18 protein-coding genes, 1 tRNA gene and 1 pseudogene are annotated in these 19,895 nt (G+C 53.6%); 12 read left to right on the forward strand and 8 right to left on the reverse strand.

Annotation, left to right across the window (positions count from 1 at the left end; all coding sequences use genetic code 11):
* Positions 1-2: 2 nt before the first annotated feature.
* The 3 genes and pseudogenes from coxB to lexA all read right to left on the reverse strand — a co-directional run.
* Positions 3-1,124, reverse strand: a pseudogene (coxB, locus tag ON072_RS13765) (cytochrome c oxidase subunit II); the annotation flags it as partial.
* Between the two features lie 468 nt (positions 1,125-1,592).
* On the reverse strand, positions 1,593-2,084 hold the full coding sequence (locus ON072_RS13770) for a cell division inhibitor SulA (RefSeq protein WP_037475197.1): 492 nt from the start codon (positions 2,082-2,084) through the stop codon (positions 1,593-1,595).
* Positions 2,081-2,701 (reverse strand): transcriptional repressor LexA, encoded by a 621-nt coding sequence (gene lexA / locus ON072_RS13775; RefSeq protein WP_025010814.1) that lies wholly within the window; start codon positions 2,699-2,701, stop codon positions 2,081-2,083. Before lexA ends, ON072_RS13770 begins: the two co-directional genes overlap by 4 nt.
* 264 nt (positions 2,702-2,965) lie before the next feature.
* Between lexA and plsB the strand changes: the two genes are divergently transcribed.
* The 6 genes from plsB (at position 2,966) to ON072_RS13805 (ending at position 11,331) form a co-directional block, all read left to right on the forward strand.
* Entirely contained in the window at positions 2,966-5,392 is a 2,427-nt protein-coding gene (plsB, locus tag ON072_RS13780) for a glycerol-3-phosphate 1-O-acyltransferase PlsB (protein WP_062793573.1), read from the forward strand.
* Complete coding sequence (gene mtr / locus ON072_RS13785) at positions 5,392-6,639, forward strand: tryptophan permease (protein WP_044733430.1); 1,248 nt, start codon at positions 5,392-5,394, stop codon at positions 6,637-6,639. The genes plsB and mtr overlap by 1 nt, the downstream gene beginning before the upstream one ends.
* Positions 6,640-6,737: 98 nt before the next feature.
* Positions 6,738-6,811 (forward strand) — tRNA-Gly (locus tag ON072_RS13790).
* A 166-nt stretch (positions 6,812-6,977) separates the two neighbouring features.
* Complete coding sequence (locus ON072_RS13795; RefSeq protein ID WP_025888198.1) at positions 6,978-9,050, forward strand: TonB-dependent siderophore receptor; 2,073 nt, start codon at positions 6,978-6,980, stop codon at positions 9,048-9,050.
* 15 nt (positions 9,051-9,065) lie between these two features.
* Positions 9,066-10,142 (forward strand): PepSY-associated TM helix domain-containing protein, encoded by a 1,077-nt coding sequence (locus ON072_RS13800; protein WP_101058671.1) that lies wholly within the window; start codon positions 9,066-9,068, stop codon positions 10,140-10,142.
* A gap of 391 nt (positions 10,143-10,533) precedes the next feature.
* The gene (locus ON072_RS13805; RefSeq protein WP_054745303.1) at positions 10,534-11,331 is read left to right on the forward strand and encodes a VOC family protein; all 798 of its coding nucleotides are present in this window, start codon (positions 10,534-10,536) and stop codon (positions 11,329-11,331) included.
* A gap of 4 nt (positions 11,332-11,335) precedes the next feature.
* On the opposite strand, the gene ON072_RS13810 is transcribed toward ON072_RS13805, so the two are convergent.
* On the reverse strand, positions 11,336-12,310 hold the full coding sequence (locus ON072_RS13810; protein WP_167716668.1) for a ribonuclease T2 family protein: 975 nt from the start codon (positions 12,308-12,310) through the stop codon (positions 11,336-11,338).
* Between the two features lie 286 nt (positions 12,311-12,596).
* On the opposite strand from ON072_RS13810, the gene ON072_RS13815 reads away from it, so the two are divergent.
* On the forward strand, positions 12,597-12,836 hold the full coding sequence (locus ON072_RS13815) for a hypothetical protein (protein ID WP_093981636.1): 240 nt from the start codon (positions 12,597-12,599) through the stop codon (positions 12,834-12,836).
* Positions 12,837-12,875: 39 nt separating this feature from the next.
* Here the strand turns inward: ON072_RS13815 and ON072_RS13820 are convergent, their stop codons facing one another.
* The 4 genes from ON072_RS13820 to ON072_RS13835 form a co-directional block, all read right to left on the reverse strand.
* Positions 12,876-13,106 (reverse strand): TM2 domain-containing protein, encoded by a 231-nt coding sequence (locus ON072_RS13820; RefSeq protein WP_025010807.1) that lies wholly within the window; start codon positions 13,104-13,106, stop codon positions 12,876-12,878.
* A gap of 9 nt (positions 13,107-13,115) precedes the next feature.
* Positions 13,116-13,421 (reverse strand): NINE protein, encoded by a 306-nt coding sequence (locus ON072_RS13825; RefSeq protein ID WP_025888205.1) that lies wholly within the window; start codon positions 13,419-13,421, stop codon positions 13,116-13,118.
* 129 nt (positions 13,422-13,550) lie between these two features.
* Positions 13,551-14,045: a transcription elongation factor GreB gene (gene greB, locus ON072_RS13830; RefSeq protein ID WP_025888206.1), complete on the reverse strand. Its 495-nt coding sequence runs from the start codon at positions 14,043-14,045 to the stop codon at positions 13,551-13,553.
* 126 nt (positions 14,046-14,171) lie between these two features.
* Positions 14,172-14,957 carry a TOBE domain-containing protein gene (locus ON072_RS13835; protein WP_096142411.1) on the reverse strand — a complete coding sequence of 262 codons (786 nt, stop codon included), beginning with the start codon at positions 14,955-14,957 and terminating at the stop codon, positions 14,172-14,174.
* Between the two features lie 159 nt (positions 14,958-15,116).
* Here ON072_RS13835 and modA point away from each other — a divergent pair, with 159 nt between their 5' ends.
* From modA to envZ, 5 genes are all read left to right on the forward strand, one after another.
* Complete coding sequence (gene modA, locus ON072_RS13840; protein ID WP_261753258.1) at positions 15,117-15,884, forward strand: molybdate ABC transporter substrate-binding protein; 768 nt, start codon at positions 15,117-15,119, stop codon at positions 15,882-15,884.
* Positions 15,885-15,900: 16 nt separating this feature from the next.
* Complete coding sequence (modB, locus tag ON072_RS13845; protein WP_028780857.1) at positions 15,901-16,593, forward strand: molybdate ABC transporter permease subunit; 693 nt, start codon at positions 15,901-15,903, stop codon at positions 16,591-16,593.
* Positions 16,587-17,675 carry a molybdenum ABC transporter ATP-binding protein ModC gene (gene modC / locus ON072_RS13850; protein ID WP_144128663.1) on the forward strand — a complete coding sequence of 363 codons (1,089 nt, stop codon included), beginning with the start codon at positions 16,587-16,589 and terminating at the stop codon, positions 17,673-17,675. The genes modB and modC overlap by 7 nt, the downstream gene beginning before the upstream one ends.
* A gap of 135 nt (positions 17,676-17,810) precedes the next feature.
* Entirely contained in the window at positions 17,811-18,536 is a 726-nt protein-coding gene (gene ompR / locus ON072_RS13855; protein ID WP_025010803.1) for an osmolarity response regulator transcription factor OmpR, read from the forward strand.
* A complete protein-coding gene (envZ, locus tag ON072_RS13860) occupies positions 18,533-19,849 on the forward strand; it encodes a two-component system sensor histidine kinase EnvZ (RefSeq protein WP_044733425.1) in 1,317 nt (438 codons plus the stop codon). The genes ompR and envZ overlap by 4 nt, the downstream gene beginning before the upstream one ends.
* The last annotated feature ends 46 nt before the right edge of the window (positions 19,850-19,895 follow it).

The following is a 19,895-nucleotide window of genomic DNA, read 5'->3' on the forward strand; positions in this document are numbered from 1 at the left end:
CCGTGGTTATTGACGTCGGCGGCTTGCACAGTGTCGCCTGTATTATTGCCCCAGGCATTACGCTCATAGGTCACCACAGCAGCCAGTTCCTTGGCGGTTATCTGTTTGCCGAAGGCCTGCATGGCGGTGCCTGTCTTGCCATGGATCACTATGTCCAGATGGGCAGCGATTGGGCCTATGGCAATAGCACTGCCCTTGAGCGCCGGGAACACCCCTTGAAGTCCGGCGCCGTTGGGCTGATGACAGGCGGCGCAACGCGCCATATAGATCTGTTCGCCAAGCGCCATGGCCTCATCATGGCTCATGGTCTCACTGAGGGCCGCCTGAGCTTCTTCGGCGGCCGTAGCCGCGGCTTGTTTCTGTTCCGCCATCCAGGCGTCAAACTCATCTTCTGCCAGTACCTTCACCACAATCGGCATAAAGCCGTGGTCTTTACCGCAAAGCTCGGCACATTGGCCGCGGTAGATCCCCGGTTTGTCCACCCGGGTCCAGGCTTCGTTAATAAAACCGGGATTGGCGTCTTTTTTGACGGCAAAGGCGGGCACCCACCAGGAGTGGATCACATCATCTGAGGTCATCAGGAATCGGACTTTGCGATTGATGGGCAATACCAAAGGCTTGTCGACTTCAAGTAAGTAGTGCTCGCCCTTGGCTTCCTGGCCTTCTATCTGGGATCTCGGCGTTGCCAATATGCTGAAGAAGTCGATGTCTTCGCCGAAATAGCTGTAGTGCCATTTCCATTGCGAGCCGGTGATCTTGACCGTCAGGTCGGCATCACTGGGATCTTCCATGGCAATCAGCGTTTTGGTTGCGGGGATTGCCATCAGGATCAGGATTAAAAAGGGGATAAGCGTCCAGGCAATTTCTACCTTGGTACTTTCATGGAATTGGGACGCGACTGCCCCTTTGGACTTCCTATGGTTGATCATGGCGTAGATCATCACGCCGAATACGACCAAACCTATGGCGCAACAGATATAAAGAATGATCATGTGCAGGTGATACACCTTGCCACTGATCTCAGTTACCCCTTGAGTCATATTCAAGGGCATATCTGCCTGAGCGCCTGGAGACAACAAGCTGACGCACAACAAGGTCAGCAAAACACACAGCCATTGCTTCACAAGACATCTCCTCTGTCAATTGCATTCGCAACTACAAAGAAGAGTCACACAGTAAGTCTTTGCTCTATGCAAACTCTTCAGTTCCCAAAAAAGCAACGATGACTTCAAAGTGCGGCGGCGGTTTCACTTAGCTCTAGGTATACAGGTGGTGACCACTGTTGCACTTACCGCTGAATATACTCAGCATTTCCGGCGACGGCACCACTCGTTATGAACCGAAATGGGGCGGTCAACCTACGACGAATTGCATGGAGATAACACAATCGTTGTTCTTACATTACTTGTAGATTAAATATTGATCAAGATCACGATGTTTTCTAACTATATGAAAAAAAAGCGTCTGTTAATCCAGAGGTGAATTCTGTGTGAGTAGCAGAGCTGCGCGGTTTGCCGCCGATTGACAGGGGAAGGCATTGCACCAAAAAGGCACAGAAAAAAGGCCATCCCAGGGATGGCCTTTAAACACAATCAATGGATGGAGTGGGTAAGTTCGTTGAGGTGGTTATCCACCTCTTTCGCCTGCTGTCCCGTTTCCAACACTATGCCCATGGCTCTGGCGTTACGGGCGACCAGCTGCAATCGGCGGTTATCACGGGCATCCAGGCTGTCTATCCAACTGATCACTGCACTGGAGGTGCCGTTGGTCAGGGCTCTTTCCGTTGCCCACAAGGCTTCTACTTCATCCTTGGTGCGCACCAAGAGTACTCTATCCATTCTGACACCGGCCCTTGCTAAGGTTTCTTTGTAACCTATGCTGGCCGGGGCGTTAATCAAGACTATCCAGCGTCCCTGTTGACTCAATTGCGCCAATTGAGGGCAGAGGCGCAATAATTCCTGACGTCCCTGGCTATGGCTGGCCAAGCTGGAGATACCGGTATGTTGCCAAGGCTGATTGCCGGCAATACCGGTGTCTGTCCACAGGCCTGGGTGTCTTGGGGCGTTGCCAGTCATTATGCTCATAGCCAGTCTCCATTGCGTATTATCCCTACCGCCAGTCCTTCAATGGTCAATGGCTGGAAAGTCAGGTCGACTTTGATTGGGGAGTAAGCCTCGTTCTCGGCATGTAGATAAACCACATTACCTTTCTTTTCAAAGCGTTTCACAGTTACATCGTCTTCAACCCTGGCCACCACGACTTGACCGTTACGGGCTTCCTGTACCTTGTGAACCGCCAGGAGATCACCTTCGAGAATACCTATGTTCTTCATGCTGTCGCCGCGTACCCGCAGCAGAAAGTCGGCATTGGGGTGGAACATGCCAGGGTCGACCTGGTAATACTGCTCAACGTGTTCCTGTGCCAGTATGGGTTCACCGGCGGCAACCTGACCAATCAAGGGCAAGCCTGTTTCTGACTCCGCTTGTTCATCATGAGGCAGGCGAATACCACGAGAGGTGCCTGGCATGATCTCAATACAGCCTTTCTTGGCCAATGCCTTGAGGTGTTCCTCGGCGGCATTGGCGCTCTTGAAGCCCAGCCGGGTAGCAATTTCGGCCCGGGTTGGCGGCATGCCGGTGTCGGCTATATTGCGTTTAATCAGTTCCAGAATCTGTGCCTGGCGCGGTGTCAGTGGTCTCATGGTAATTCCTGTTTTTTCATACAGTACCTGTCAGTATATACAGTATTTTTATCAGTGCAAGTATTAACCAAAATTGAAACTTTTAGGGAGTGGCTAAGTAAGCCATTCGGTGCTTTGGTTTTAACGGCTTGGCCCATGCAGCATGGGGAGTTCAAGGCATTGGCCAGAGAAGCTGCCGGGGCCGGTTCGCACCTTCCCTAGCTAAGGTTCAGGAAATTCTGGTATTCTATTGGGCTATTGATTGTGGCTCAGACACTGAAAAAAATGTCCAAACAAGATTCATTCTGGTTTAAATCTCTTCGCTGGCTCCAAAGCAAGCTGGTGCATACCACTGTGGTGCCTCAGGATCCTTTCGCCGATTTGAACCTGGATCCGGCCAAGCCGATGGCCTATGTAATGAAGACGGAATCTGTCAGTGATATTGCGGCATTGGCGGAAGTCACCCGTAAGTTTGGTTTGCCTTGTCCTTATGAGGCACTCAAGGTTGATGATATTACCGTTCCCCGAGTCGTCTGCCTGGAAGGAGCCAAGCCCCTATTCGGCAAGCGCAAGAGCAACAAGCCATTTCTCAGCTGTTTCACTTCTCTGCTGAACCTGCATCAGGCCAATCCACAACTGGATATTCAATTGGTGCCAGTGAGCCTCTATTGGGGCCGCACTCCTGGTAAGGAAGATGACAGCATGCGTGCCGCCGTATTTGAGCGGGAAAATCCCACTTGGCTGCGCAAGTTTCTGATGATCCTGTTTCTGGGGCGCGACAACTTTGTGCAGTTTTCCAATGCCGTGTCGTTGCGGCTGATGGCCGATGAACATGGGACCGACAAGGCTATTGCCCATAAGTTGTCACGGGTGGCCAGGGTACATTTCCGCCGGCAACGCAAGGTGATGACAGGACCCGTGCTGCCCAACCGTCAGGCTCTGTTCAATGAGTTGCTGCGCTCGGAAACGCTGAAAAAGGCGATTAAAGAAGAGGCCGCTGCCAAGAAGATCCCCGAGGCCAGAGCCCGGGAGATGGCGGAAGAATATCTCGATGAGATTGCCGCCCACTATTCAGACAGCCTGGTGCGTATTGCCGAGCGGATCCTCACCTGGTTGTGGAACAAGCTCTACAAGGGGATCAACATCAAGGGCGCCGAGCAGATACGCCAGCTGCACCACGATGGCCATGAGATAGTTTATGTGCCTTGCCACCGCAGTCATATGGATTACCTGCTGCTCTCCTATATTCTCTATTTTCAGGGTATGGTTCCGCCCCACATAGCCGCCGGTATCAACTTGAACTTCTGGCCCGCCGGGCCCATGTTCCGCCGTGGTGGTGCTTTCTTCATCCGCCGCAGCTTCAACGGTAACAAGCTCTATACCGCTGTGTTCCGCGAGTATCTGGATCAGCTGTTTGCCAAAGGCTATTCGGTTGAATACTTCACCGAAGGTGGCCGCTCCCGTACCGGGCGGCTGTTGTCACCCAAGACAGGAATGCTGGCGATGACAGTCAACTCTGTGCTGCGAGGCATTGAACGGCCGGTGACTCTGGTGCCCGTGTACCTGGGCTACGACCATGTCATGGAAGTGGCCACTTACCACAAAGAACTCAGCGGCAAGAAGAAGCAGAAAGAATCTGTTTGGCAGGTGGTTGGCGCCTTGCGTAAGCTGGGCAATTTCGGTCAGGGTTATGTGAACTTTGGTGAGCCTGTGACGCTGCAGAATTTCCTCAGTGAAGCGGCGCCCAACTGGCGCGAAGAAGTGGCGGCCGATCCCGAGCAGAAACCCAGCTGGCTGACCCCGGCGGTTAATACTCTGGCCAATAGGGTGATGACTCATATCAACGATGCCGCAGCAGCCAGCGCCGTGACTCTTACCAGCCTGGTACTCTTGTCATCAGAGCAGAATGCGCTGGAGCGAAGCCAGTTGGAACGTCAGTTGGACTTGTATCTGGATCTGCTCAAGGAAGTGCCATATACCCAGTATACTTCTGTCGCTGAGGGCGACGGTAAGCAGTTGCTGCAACAAGGTCTGGAGCTGAATAAGTTCACGGTTCAGGAAGATGAACTGGGCGATATCATCTCAATCGACGAGTCGATCGCGGTAACCATGACTTACTATCGCAACAACATCATTCACCTGTTTATGGTGCCTTCTTTGCTGGCCAGCTGCCTGGTGCGCCTGGAGCAGTGCAGCCGAGCTCAGATGCAGGCGGTGCTTGAGGATTTCTACCCTCTGCTGCAGGCCGAGCTGTTTATGGGTAAGGCCGATGTCAGTGCTTATGCCGATCAGCTGCTGGATCGTTTCATTGCCAAAGGTTTGGTCGCCGAAGAAGCCGATGGTTTCCGGGTGCTGGAAGCCGGGATAAATCCGCTGGCGCTGCTGGCTGAAACCATGAGCGAAACCCTGCAGCGCTACGCCATCATCCTTAACTTGCTGGCCGCTCACCCAGGTATTGAGCGTGGCGATTTGGAGCGCGAAAGCCATAAATTGGCCAGTCGTCTGGGCGCGCTGCATGGGATTACAGCCCCCGAGTTTTACGACAAGAAACTCTACGGCATCTTGAGTATCAAGCTCAAAGAGCTGGGGTATCTCACCAAGGAAGATACCCGCCATGATATAGAGCGAACCCGGGATTATGCCAACCAGCTGCTGCGTCCACAGGTCAAGCAAACCATAGTCGACAGCGTCGCCGCCGAACAGGAGGCCTGATGGCCAATCATATGAATGCGGCGCCTGCCAAGGCGTCTTTGCTGGGCGGCGCCATGATCATCGCCGGGACCACAGTCGGTGCCGGGATGTTTTCCCTGCCGGTAGAAGGCGCCGGCATGTGGTTTGGCTACTCTGTGCTTATGCTGCTGGGGGTGTGGTTCTGCATGTTCATGTCCGGGCTGCTGCTGCTGGAAACCAACCTGCATTTTGAGCCTGGCGCCAGCTTTGACACCCTCACCAAGGAGACCCTGGGGCAGTTTTGGCGGGTGCTTAACGGCGCTTCGATAACCTTCGTGCTCTATATTCTCACTTACGCCTATATCAGTGGCGGCGGCTCCATAGTCAATCATAGCCTGGAAGGTATGGATATCAGCCTGCCGCAGAGTTTTGCCGCCTTGGTGTTTGCCCTGGTGCTGGCGCTGGTGGTGCTTATCAGCACCAAGGCCGTGGATCGGATCACCACCATAATGTTGGGAGGGATGATCATCAGCTTCTTTCTGGCGATAGGCAATCTGTTGATCGGCGTTGATACCAGTAAGCTACTGCTACCTAATGGCGAGAGCAGCTATGGCTCATATCTGTGGGCGGCCATTCCTTTCGGCCTGGCCAGTTTTGGTTACCACGGCAATGTGCCGTCTTTGGTGAAATATTACGGCAAACAGCCGGGCACCATAATCAAGGCGATTTTTGTTGGTACCTTTATCGCCTTGGCTATCTACCTGTGTTGGCTGGTGGCAACCATGGGTAATATTTCCCGCGGTGAATTCGGCGCCATTATTGCCCAGGGCGGCAATATGGGGGTATTGGTCGGCGCCTTGTCCAAGGTGATGGATAACTCGCTGCTCAACACCATGCTCACCCTGTTTGCCAATCTGGCCGTGGCGTCTTCATTCCTTGGGGTAACCTTGGGTTTGTTTGACTATCTGGCAGATCTGTTTGGTTTTGACGACAGTCGCAGCGGCAGGGTCAAGACCGCCCTGGTGACTTTTCTGCCTCCGACTCTGCTAGGTATGCTGTTTCCAGATGGCTTCCTGGTAGCCATTGGCTTCGCTGCCTTGGCGGCCACGGTTTGGGCTGTAATAGTGCCGGCCTTGATGGCTTGGCGCTCGAGGCAACGGTTTGCCGATAACCCGGGTTTTCGCGTACCGGGTGGTACGCCTTTGATAGCCATAGTAGTGCTGTTTGGGGTGCTGACGGCCGCCTGTCATCTGTTGGCCATGGCCGGCATGTTACCCAAGTATTCCTGAAGTGAGGAGCGGCTCTCTTTTTCAAGGGAATGAGAGAGCCCCACCTTGACAAGACTATAAAAGTCAGTAATTTATACCGTCCACGCCGAGTATTTCGTGCGGGTGTAGTTCAATGGTAGAACGGCAGCTTCCCAAGCTGCATACGTGGGTTCGATTCCCATCACCCGCTCCAAAATCGCCCATCCTTCTTGTGATTACCTTTGTTACTTTTTGTATCTTTGTGAGCCTTTTGGCGACTTTACACTTAACTGACGTTTGTCTCATTAAAGTTAACGCAAATCGTTATCATTGGTGTTAGTATCGTGCGCTGATTCATTCAACCAAGGAAATCTCAATCCATGTCCAGATCCAGCTTACCGATACTCTCGGGGCTGACTGTGGCACTGATGTCGGCAAGTGCAGTGAGTGCAGAGGAAGCCGCCGATACCAGTATCGAAAGGATTATCGTGACCACAAAGGCCACCTCCCCATCCACTACCAAGGGTGATTTCAATCTGCTCAAGGCACCGCAGAATATTCAGATATTGTCGAAGAATTTCCTCGACGAGCAGGGCGCCGTGTTACTGCAGGATTCGCTTAAGAACGTTGCCGGGGTGCAACCTGGTGGTTATTACAAGGGATATGACTATTTCCGGATCCGCGGCTTCGATGCTTCGAAAGAGATCTATCTGGATGGTCTCAGGCTGAATGATAACGGCTTGGGGGCCAACGTCGAGCAATCCAACCTGGAAACTCTGGAAGTGATGAAGGGCCCGTCGTCCACCCTCTATGGTTCTGGAGCCATAGCCGGTATGGTGAACCTGGTCACCAAGAGGCCAACCGGTAGCGACTTTGGCAATCTGGATTTACGCCTTGGCAGCAACGACTATCGTGAAGTGAATGCCGATCTCAACCAAGTGCTGAATGAAGAAGGCAATATCTATGGTCGTTTGGGGCTGACCTACCGGGAAGGTGCCAATGAGACGGATTATGTCGATGGCCAGGATAGAGTCTTTATTGCACCATCCGTCACTTTCGAGCTGAGTGACAAAGCCATGTTGACCCTGTTGACCAGCTACACCAAGGACAGCAATCAACCCGGAATGCCACTACCTGCCCAGGGGACAGTGTTGCCATCCGAGCTTGGGCAACTGCCTTCAGAACTCTTCTACGGTAATATCAAGGATCCCGGCACCATAGAGGATGAAACCTACCGAATAGGCTATGAGTTTCGCTATCAACTGACGGATAACATCAGTTTTCGTCAGAACCTCAGGTATCAGGATGCCTCCAGCGACTGGAATAACCTCTATTATCCCAGCAGCTATGATGCAACCAGCGGTGACATGACACTGTACAAGTTCAGCTATCAAACCCAGTGGCAGACATGGGCAATAGACAGTGGCTTTAATGGCAGTTTCTATCTCGGGGATACAGAGCATACCTTTACCACAGGGTTGGATATTTTCCTGTCGGATCTCAAGACCCGCAGCGCCCTCGGCAGCCAGTACCCGGTGATCAATCTCTATAATCCGGATTACAGCGTATTCCCGGATCAGGAACTCAATAACTTTGGCCCTGAATCAGAAGTGGAAAACCGTATCTTCGGCTTCTATTTCCAGGATCAAATCGACTGGGGTGACCACTGGAGCATGACGCTGGGGGCCAGGGTCGACAGATACAAGCAAGCATCTGTGGATGAATATGAGAATAAGCTCAGTCCACGAGCTGGACTGAGTTACGCCTTCAACGACGATTGGGTTGCCTTCGCCAGCTACTCGGAAGCCTTCACGCCTCAGTCCTATGTCGATACCAATGGCAAAGTGCTGGATCCGGAAGAGGGCAGTCAGTGGGAAGTTGGCCTCAAGGCCAAGGCGCTCGATGGCGATCTCAATGCTACCTTGTCACTCTATGATCTGACCAAGAAAAATATCGCCATCGCCAATGTGGACGTAGGTGGTAACTTTACCTATCTAGCTTCCGGAGAACTCAACAGTAAAGGGGCTGAACTGGACATGCAGTGGTTGGTCAGCGACTCGCTGCAGTTTATCGGTCATGCGGCTTATACCCATGCGGTGGACGCCGAATACGACAACTGGGTTGCCAATGTGCCCCGTTATGCCTTGGGCGGCTGGCTCAAATACAACATAGATGAGGGTGTGCTTTCCGGCATGAGTATGGCGGCCGGGGTGAATCACTACGGTAAGCAGCAGGGCAACGCCCAGTCGGTATTGAACAGTGGTGATGATTTCTTCCTGCCGGCTTACACTCTGGTGGATCTCAATCTGGGCTACAGCTGGGATGATTATGATCTCAAGTTCATCGTCACCAATCTGCTGGACGAAGATTACTATTCCGGCTCTGACAGCTTATTGCGGGTTATGCCTGGCGAGGGGCGTCAGTTCAAGCTCAGTCTGAGTGTTCACTGGTAAGGAAGTCCTGCTGTTATGCGTAGATTCCTGTGGAAATGGCATGGGCTGCTGGGGCTGATTGTCGCTGTGCCGCTGTTTATCATAGCGCTCAGTGGCAGCCTATTGGTGTTCAAGGCCGAATTGGATGCCTGGCTTAGCCCTGAACAGGTGCTGGCCAGCGCCGATTCCCGGCTGGGCTTCGGACAACTGCTGAAGCATGCGGATCAGGCTCTGCCTGAGCATGAAATACTCGGTTGGGAGTTTGCCGCCAATGGGGAAGCCGATAGTCTCTATGTTGCCAAGATGGGCAGCTATGAGTGGCAAAAGCTGTGGTTGGATCCCGCCACGGGGCAACTGCTCAGCCCGCCCATGTCCATGACACATATGCTGACCGACTGGCTGCTTGAACTGCACTATACCTTGCTGCTGGATCATGCGGGATTACTCTTGTCGGCACTGGTGTCGGTGCTGCTGATCCTGCTTGGGCTCAGCGGCATAGTTCTGCATCGCCATTTTTGGCGCACTCTGTTTACCCTGAGGTTTGGCCGCGGCTTACGCCTGCTGCTCAGTGATGGCCACAAAATGTTGGGAATTCTCGGTGTGCCGGTTTTCCTTATTCTGGGGTTTACCGGAGCCTGGTGGAACATAGATCACTTCATTGATGAAGAGTTCGGAGGCCACGACGACAGCCAGTTTGTGCTGACCAAGCGCTACTACAATGCAGAGTTGGATTTTGATGCCATGCTGGCCGCCACCCAAGAAGCGTTGCCCGGGTTTGTCGCTACCTATGTACGCTTACCCGACCCCAGTTATCCGGGAGTGCACTTCTTTGGTCATCAAAATAACAAGGGGCCACTGCGCAGCCGTTTTGGTTCCATCATCAGTTTCGACGATCAGACCGGCAAGCTCAGCAGCAGTTTTGATGTCCGTACTGCCGGGACGCTATACCAGTTTGTCGATAGTTTCAGACCATTGCACTACGGCACTTTTGGTGGCCTGACAACCCGAATTCTTTGGTGTCTGTTGGGTTTCTTGCCCTGCTTGATGGCGCTGTCCGGTTTTTGGATGTGGCGCAGCCGGGTGCGGGGCCGTAAGCGAACAGCCCGCCGATAAGGCGTGACACCAAAAAGTCTCCCTTCGTTGGGAATAAATCCAAGCCCCCTTGGGATTTGTCTGATAGGCCCCCTAGGGGGCTTTCTTTAGTATCGAGTCTGCAAAGTGGGCTTGGTCCATTCCCCTTTTGCATCCTTTTTACGCACGAGATATCGAGTCTCATTGTTCCGCCGTAGTCTGTTAGTTGGCACACTGCGTCGCTCAGGGAGGAGTGACAGGGAGAAGCTTATGCCAACTAACAGACTACGGCTTTTTTTACATCTTTACGGCTTAACCCTTTCCTCTCGCCGAACACTTTCTATACAGCTTGGTATAATTTCTGTTAGCGTTTACCTTAAACGGAACCGACCTTGGTCAGCCTCCACAGCTTCACATTGAAAGGGAATCGGTAATGAAGATTACAGCATACAGACATGGTGAACCCTGCTGGGTCGAGTTGGGGACGCAGGACTGGAATAGTGCCAAGCACTTTTATTGTCGACTCTTTGGTTGGCAGGCCGAAGATATCCCCATGCCGGAAGGCGCCTATACCATGTTGCAGCAGGCCCATGAGGATATAGGTGCCATGTATCAATTGCCCGCCGAATTGCAGCAGCAGGGTGTTCCCAGCCACTGGGCGGTTTATTTCGCGGTGGAGGATATTAATGCGTGTATCGAAGCTGTCAGCTCCGCCGGAGGCCAGCTTCTGATGGGCCCTCATGAAGTTGGCAGCGCAGGTAAAATGGCCCTGTTTACTGACCCGGAAGGGGCCCATTTTTCGGTTTGGCAAGGTGTCGAACATCCTGGTGCCGGACGTAAATGGGAAGCCAATACTCTGTGCTGGGTAGAGCTCGCCTGTCGGCAATCCGAACTGGCCAAAACTTTTTATCCCAAGGTGTTCAACTGGCAGATGCGCCGCAGTGAGAACGCTGCCGACTTTGAATACACAGAATGGTTACTCAATGGCGAGAGTTGTGATGAAGGCATTGGCGGCATGCTGGAAATGACAGAGCAGTGGGGCGATGTGCCGCCCCACTGGATGATCTATTTCAGTGTTGATGATTGTGATGTGATGGCCAGTCGGGCGGCCGAACTGGGCGGCAAGGTTTGTGTGCCGCCAACAGATATTCCCAATGTGGGGCGCTTTGCGGTGATCAACGACCCACAGGGAGCTGTATTCAGCATTATTCGCCTGACAATGGCACTCTAATCTCTCAGTTGGCGGCATCGATGAGCATATAGTTGCCACAGTTGCCTGGGGCAATTCTGGGCGCCTGCTCCAGCAGCGCCTTCAGGTTGCTGTTATCTATCTTGGCTGGAAGGCTGAGTTGAATTTCGGTCAGCATGCCCTGGTGGCATTTAAGACTCAGCTTGTGGCCGCTCTCTGGGCCGAAGCTCTGCTGAAACGCTTGTCTCAAAGCAGCGGTCGCTATTTTTGTGCCGATATTTTGCTGCAGCAGATTAAGCAAGGGCGTTGCCTGATTCACCTCTGCCGTTAGCCTGAGTGCCAATGAGAAATAAGCTTCGGCACTTTCATCCCGGCAGCTGCCGTGTTTCCACCATTCGTGCCGCTCCAGGCAGCTGCCATAGGCGTGACTGGGCATCACGCGCCCCAGGCGTTGGGATAAGGCTTCACTCAACTCAATGGCGGGATAATCGCAGAAGTTATCGGGCTTGTGTTTGACCTTGCCGCAATAGCCATAGCTGATACCGCAGGAACGCTTATTGGGCCATAAGCCGTGCAAGCTGAAATGATTGGCATCGAAGCGATCGGCGCTCTGGCTGCGACATTCGGCCTTACTTGAACCTCTTGACTCGCAAAAGGCGTTTTGCCACGACAGAGCCAGCAGATGGCTATCGTATTTGTCGGCCAGGTTGCAGGCGTTTTTGGTTTGAGGTTCAGTAGGCAATGCGCCTGCTTGCAGTTGGCCACAATCGGCGGCAATCCAGCGCAGTGGTGATTGCACCGCCGAGGTCTTGACCCTGAACCAAGAGGGAGAGTCTTGGCCGAGGCGCTCAACTATCACCAGTCTCTGCCCTGGGCTGCTGTAAAGCTGCCCGGGGTTAGTGCCCTTGTTCTTCGATTGAAACAGCGGACAAGCCTTGTCTATCAGCAACTCACCGGAAAATGGTGCAGCCATTATGCCTACAGGCAACAGCCACAGCAGTAGTATCAGTAAGCGGGTCATAAGATTCCTCTTGGGTGAAACTGTCATCATGCGGATTTTAGTTTTGCCATGTGACACTTTGTATCCATGCCGGTTTGACGCGCAACTTATGTTAAGAAATGGATCTTTGGTTTTGGGGCCAAGATTCAGATAAAACGCGCCATAGCCGAAATAGTCGATGCTTTGGCAACGAATAAGCCGCGCCAATTTGTATCTTTGTCATTGTTGGTCAAATGAAACGTAATTGTTGCTTGTCGATTAATTGTGTAGTTTGGCAATGACAGCAGAATTTTACAGGAAAAAGTTAATGAAAGGATGTATTCCCGCGGCGGTTATGGTGCTTTGTCTGGGTGCTTGCAGCAGTACTAATGAAACGCAGCAGGCTCAAGCAGATGTGGAGCGCAGTGACGGTTATCGCTGTGAAAAAGTCACAGTGACGGGTTCAAGAATGCCGATCAGAAGATGTACCACCCAGGCACAAAGGGAGCAAGAACGCCAGGAAGCGGAAGAGATGCTAAGTAAGGGAAGAGTGCTTTCGCAGGAGTGAGTATGGATGCCAGTGGCTTGCACCACTGGCATTCAGGGATCAGGCTGACTTGATCAGTCGGCCTTCGGAGTCACGGAAACTACCGATGGCGATACGAACGAAGTCGATCAGAGTCCAGATACCCAGGCCACCCAGAGTCACCAACATCAGCAGACCGGTGCCGATTTTGCCGGTGTAAAAACGGTGTACGCCGAAGCCACCCAGGAAGAAGCACAGCAGCAGAGTAGGAACGAAACCCTTGTCGCTCAGTTGCTCATTTTCGATTGTCATTGTTTGTCCTTAAGTTAACTTTTGTCCCGGGTAAGTGATCAGCTTACCCTGCCCATCTTTGTAGCTTCCCACCAGTAACATAAAAGTGACTATCACAGTGTGGATAATATCGACTGCAAGCACCGCTATTCCAGTGAATACCAACGTAGGTTCGTCGGTTGAAATAAGCGTAATACCTACTATTGCCAGACCGAGATCGAACAGGCCATGGAGTATACGGCCACAGTAAAAGTGATGTATGCCCAAGATGCCGAAAATGCCTGAAAGACACACGGCTACGCCATAACTCTTATCGGATTTGCTGAGAGTCTGCACTTCCTTGTTCCTTTGTTGAAAGCTGAATAATCTGGCCCGGCAGGCATCTCCCTGCACATCTTCGAGCCAAACAGGTGGAGTCTACCCTTTTCAAGGGATTTTTATCAATAACAAAATGTTAAATTGAGATTATTCTGGCGTTTCTGTTTCAAACGCTTGGTATTGGATCACATTGATGTACCACTCTTTGACCCCTGATGGCGTTTGCACCTGAACTTCATCGTCAACCTGTTTACCTATGAGGGCCCTGGCCATAGGGGAATCTATAGTGATATAGCCTTTCTTGGTGTCTATCTCGTCCTTGCCGACAATCCGGTAGCGCACCACAGTGCCCTGGTCATTTTCCAGTTCGACCCAAGCACCGAAGAACACCTTTCCTTCCTGCTGCGGTGAGTAGTCAACAATCTTCAACTCTTCCAAGCGTTTAACCAGATAGCGGATTCGGCGATCTATCTGCCGCAACAAGCGTTTGTTGTAGGTGTAATCTGCGTTTTCGGAGCGATCGCCCTGGGCCGCGGCCTCTTGCACTTTTAGGGTTATCTCGGGGCGGTATTCCTTCCACAGATATTTGAGTTCTTTATCCAGGGCTTCCCAGCCCTTACGGGTAATCAAATGGGCTTTCATCGATTTATTCGGTCAACTGCTGATGGCGCCAGGCGCCGATGCCAATAATGCAGAAGATTTACAGAACTCAGGCGTGCTTGCAAGTGCGCCTTCTTGCCAATGGGATAAACAGGATGCCTTTGTTTGTCATTTAACACAGGCGATGAGTGTCTGCCCCGGCTCGAAGCAGGCTTGTAGATGATCGCCCAGAGCCAATGGCAAGCCCTCAATGCTGTCGTTACATACCGAAGCGTAGAGGCGGTCGTTGCCGCCGATATCCAGGGTAATTTCGCTGCGCTGGGTATCGCGTTTGATTTGCAACAACTGGCCTTTGAGGCGGTTGCCACTGCTGAGGGGCTGCTGCAGCGAGTGGATGCTGACGGCGGGAGCCTTGAACAGCAGCAATACCTTCTTGCCGATATGCAACCCCAGTTTGTCAGTGCTGGCATGGGTGATGGCGGCATCTATCTCCTGTCCACCGGCCAACTTGACCCTGACATTGTCATTGAGAGAATCATCCTTGAGCGCAATAACTTCACCGGCCAGTTGATTGCGGGCGCTGGTCTTGAGCGAGAAGTGTGCCATCAGATCCAGCAGGTTATCCATGGGAACGGCCGCATCCAACAGCGCCTTGAGCACCATGTCCTGCATCTGATCCATCAGTTCGTAGAGCTTCAGCAGACGCTCACCAAACTCGGTCAACTTGGCGCCGCCACCGCCTTTACCACCCTTTTCACTGCTGATCACTGGCTGAGGGGCTTGCAGATTCATGTCGTTGACCGCATCCCAGGCCGCCTTGTAACTGATGCCCGCCTGTTTGGCTCCCTGGCTGATGGAGCCGGTAATGCGTATCTGCTTCAACAGCGCAATTCGTTTGGGATTGGCAAACAGTTTATCGGCATTGTTGAGAGTCAACAGGGCTTTGAGATCCATGGCATATTCCTTATCAGTGTCGGGGTTATTCTCCCTTATTGTGCGGATAAAGACCACAGGGATCACTCACTGACGATCACAGGCTTGCTTATCGTTATATAACTATGTATATAACGTTGGCAGTGTCAAATAGTGCATATATCTCATCAAGGAGTCGTTATGAAGTCCCTGTTCCGTCCTGCCCTGAGCCTGGCTCTGGGGCTGTTGTTGGCCTTTAACGTCAGTGCCAAGGAAAAAGTTACCGTTTTTGCCGCCGCCTCACTCACCAATGCCATGAATGAACTGGGCGCCGAATATGACAGCAAGCATGACACTGAAACCGTGTTCTCTTTTGCTTCCTCTTCGACGCTGGCACGCCAGATTGCCCAAGGTGCGCCCGCCGAGCTGTTTCTGTCGGCCAACCAGAAATGGATGGACTATCTCGATGAAAACAAGGCCATCGACGCCGGCAGCCGGGTTACTCTGCTGCGTAACACGCTGGTGCTGATTGCGCCGAAAAGCAGTGCGCTGAACCAGGTTGAAATCTCGGCTTCCTGGGATCTCAAACAGGCATTGGGTAACAGCCGGATGGCGGTTGGCGATCCTGATCATGTGCCGGCCGGTCGCTATGCCAAGCAAGCGCTGGAAAATTTAGCTTTGTGGCAACAGGCCGAACCTCTGCTTGCCAGAGCCAATAGTGTTCGCGGCGCCTTGGCGTTGGTCGAACGTGGCGAGTCATCTCTGGGGATTGTCTATTCCACAGATGCCAAAGTGGCCAAAGGGGTAAAACAGCTGGCGGTATTCCCCCAAGAGACTCACAAACCAATCAGCTATCCCATGGCGCTGGTGGGTAAAGAGCGCAGCAAAGGCGCCGAAGGTTTCTATCAATTCCTGCAGTCCGACGCTGCCAAGGCGGTATTTGCCAAATACGGCTTCGGCGTAAACTGAGATCCTGACTTTGAGCTTGTTGACCGACTATGAAGTGGCCGCCTTGCTGCTCAGTCTCAAGGTGTCCACTGTGGCCGTGCTCTGCAGCCTGCCGCTCGGCATTTTGTGTGCCTGGGTGCTGGCGCGGCTGGAGTTCCCCGGCAAGTCTGTGCTCGATAGCCTGATCCATCTGCCACTGGTGCTGCCACCTGTGGTCATAGGGTATTTGTTGCTGGTCTCCATGGGCCGCAGCGGTTTTCTCGGTGGCTGGCTCTATGACACTTTTGGCTTCAGCTTTAGTTTCAGCTGGCGCGGCGCCGCACTGGCAGCTGCGGTGGTGTCATTCCCGTTAATGGTTCGTGCCATTCGTCAGGCGCTCGAAGGGGTGGATGTGCGTCTGGAGCAGGCGGCGCGCACCTTGGGCGCCGGCCGGCTCAAGGTCTTCTTCACCATTAGCTTGCCGCTGACCGCACCCGGCATAGTCTCGGGCATGGTGCTGGCCTTTGCCCGCAGCCTCGGGGAGTTCGGTTCCACCATTACCTTTGTTTCCAATATACCAGGTGAAACCCGCACCATTCCCTTGGCCATGTACTCCTTTATCGAGACCCCGGGCGCCGAGGCCGAGGCCGCCAGGCTGTGTGTGATTGCGATATTGATTTCACTGGCCTCGCTGATCGCTTCCCAATGGCTCAGCAAGCGGGCGCAACAGAGGACGCTGGGACAATGCTGAAAATCGCTATCAGGCAACAGCTGGGGCAAACCCTGCTGGATGTTGACACAGAATTACCCCTCTCCGGGGTCAGCGCCGTCTTTGGCCGCTCGGGCGCCGGCAAGACCTCGCTGGTCAATATTCTCGGCGGCCTGGCAACGCCGGATGCCGGTGAGATCCGCTTGGGAGAGCGCTGGCTGTTTCATAAAGAGAAGAAGATCAATCTGCCGCCTGAGCGGCGTAACGCCGGCTTTGTGTTTCAGGATGCCAGGTTGTTTCCCCACTATCGGGTGCGCGGCAATCTCAACTATGGCCGCAAGGATAAAGACAGTCGCGAGTTTGATACCGTGGTACAACTCTTGGGGCTGGAGAAACTGCTCGACCGTTTTCCCTTCACTCTTTCCGGCGGGGAAAAGCAGCGGGTCGCCATAGGCCGGGCCTTGCTGACCCGCCCAGAGATCCTTTTGATGGATGAACCGCTGGCATCGCTCGACTTGCCGCGCAAGCGCGAGCTGTTGCCCTACTTACAGAGGCTCACCGCCGAACTTAAGCTGCCGATTATCTATGTCAGCCACAGTCTGGATGAGATCCTGCAACTGGCGGATCAGATGCTGGTGCTGGACAAGGGCCGCTGTGTCCTCAGTGGCCCGCTGGAACAGGTGTGGGACAGTGACGAGCTGAGACCCTGGCTCAGTGCCCAGGAACAAAGCTCCTTGCTGCATGCCACTGTGGCCGAGAGTCATCCCGAATATGCCATGACACGTTTGCAACTCGCCGATGGCAACAGCTTGTGGGTCAATGAACTGTTACCCAAACAGGATAAGCCGATACGGGTGCGGGTTCACAGCAACCAGGTCTCTGTGTGCCTGCAGGTGCCGAGCGGCAGTAGTATTCGCAACATCCTGCCGGTAACCCTGGAAGAGGTGAGCCGGGTCGACAGCCGCGACTATGTGCAGCTAAGACTGAGGCTGGCGGGTATGCCGCTGTGGGCCAATATTACCCGCTGGGCCCTTGAGGAGCTGGCGTTGAAGCCCGGCATGTCGCTCTTCGCCCAGATCAAAGGGGTCAGCCTCACGGCCGCCGATTTGGCCCGTTCTCACTGAGGTGCAACAGAAGATCAACTACTGTTACAAAGTCTCGGGTGATTTTTGGTATCAAAATGGCTAAATTTAAGATATTTGGCCACTTTTTCAGATACTATTGTGCAAGTTTCAGGCTTGGCACTCGAGGAATAGCCCATGGGACAAGAAACCTCCAAGATTCTGGTTGTCGATGATGATATGAGGCTGCGGGCCTTGCTGGAGCGCTATCTGATGGAACAAGGCTATCAGGTACGCAGCGCCGCCAATGCCGAGCAGATGGATCGCTTGCTGGAGCGGGAGAACTTTCACCTGCTGGTGCTTGACCTTATGTTGCCGGGAGAAGATGGCCTGTCCATCTGTCGCCGCCTGCGACAACAGGGCAACCCACTGCCGATAGTGATGCTGACCGCCAAGGGCGATGAAGTCGACCGCATCATAGGCCTGGAGCTTGGCGCCGATGACTATCTGCCAAAACCCTTCAACCCCAGAGAATTACTGGCACGTATCAAGGCGGTAATGCGCCGTCAGGTGCAGGAGATCCCCGGCGCGCCTTCGCAGCAGGAAGAGATGGTCAGTTTCGGCGAGTTCAGCCTCAACCTGGCTACCCGCGAGATGTACCACAATGAAGAGTCCATCGCCCTCACCAGTGGTGAATTTGCCGTGCTCAAGGTGTTGGTGACCCACCCCAGGGAGCCCTTGTCCCGCGACAAGCTGATGAATCTGGCCCGTGGCCGCGACTATTCGGCGTTGGAGCGCTCTATCGACGTTCAGGTTTCTCGGCTTAGGCGGCTGATTGAAAAGGATCCCGCCAACCCGCGCTATATCCAAACGGTTTGGGGACTGGGGTACGTGTTTGTGCCAGATGGTGCCGCCCGTAAATGAAGCTGCGCTGGTGGCAACGCCTGTTGCCCAGGAGTGCCTTCAGCCAAACGGTCATGCTGATAGGCTGTCTGCTGCTGATCAATCAGCTGGTCTCCTATTTGACTGTGACAGTTTATTTCATTAAGCCCAGTTATCAGCAGATCAACCAGCTTATCGCCCGCCAGATCAATCTGTTGTTTGTCGATGGGGTCGAGGTGGGCCGTGAACACCTCACCATAGTGGACGCCCTCAATGCCAAGGTGCGCGACGATGGCATGCATGTCTATAACCAGAAACAGGCCAGGGAAGCCGGTATCGAGCGGGCGACCTACTATGGTTTCCTCTCAGCCCAGATGTCGGAATATCTCGGTGGCCCGGCCGAAGTGCGTATTGCACAGAGCAATCTGCTGCAGATCTGGATCCGCCCGCCTCAGGCTCCCTCCATCTGGATCAAGGTTCCCCTCAATGGCTGGAACGAAAATGCCCTGTCGCCCCTTAACCTCTATCTGTTGGTGATAGGCGCCTTGAGTGTCGCCGGTGGCTGGTGGTTTGCCCGGCAACAGAACCGGCCGCTGCGGCGGCTGCAAAAGGCGGCTATCTCAGTTTCCAGAGGCAATTTCCCTGACCCGCTGCCGCTGACCGGCTCCAGTGAGCTCGTCGAAGTGACCAATGCCTTCAACCGTATGTCCCAGAGTATGAAACAGCTGGAGCAGGACAGGGCGCTGCTGATGGCGGGGATTTCCCACGACCTTAGAACACCCCTGACCCGAATTCGGCTGGCTTCCGAGATGATGGTGGACGACGATGCCTACCTGCAGGAGGGCATCGTCAAAGACATTGAAGACATGGATGCCATTATCAATCAGTTTATCGCCTATATCCGCCAGGATCAGGAGAGCATTCGCGAGCCGGAACAGATCAACCGTTTAATCCGCGAAGTGGCCCAGGCTGAGAGCAACAGAGTCGGTGAAATAGAGCTGGTACTGGCCGAGTGCCCCGAAGTGCCGATGCAGAGCCTGGCCATCAAGCGGGTGATCGGCAATCTGGTGGAAAACGCCTTCCGCTATGGCCGCGGCTGGATCCGTATCGCTTCCCAAGTGGAAAAACACCGCATAGGTTTTAGTGTGGAAGACAATGGCCCGGGTATTGCCGAGAGCCAGATCCCCAAGCTGTTCCAGCCCTTTACCCAAGGTGACAGTGCCCGCGGCAGCGTCGGCTCAGGGTTGGGACTGGCGATCATCAAACGCATCATAGACAGGCATCAGGGCAAGGTCATTCTCAGCAATCGCCCTCAGGGTGGGCTGCACGCTCAGGTGTGGTTGCCAAGAGATTAACACGCCATACGCTTTATGGCCGATTGTCATTCAACTGTCATGCTCC

The organism is Shewanella sp. K8, assembly GCF_028823715.1.
GTDB classification, from domain to species: Bacteria; Pseudomonadota; Gammaproteobacteria; order Enterobacterales; family Shewanellaceae; genus Shewanella; species Shewanella algae.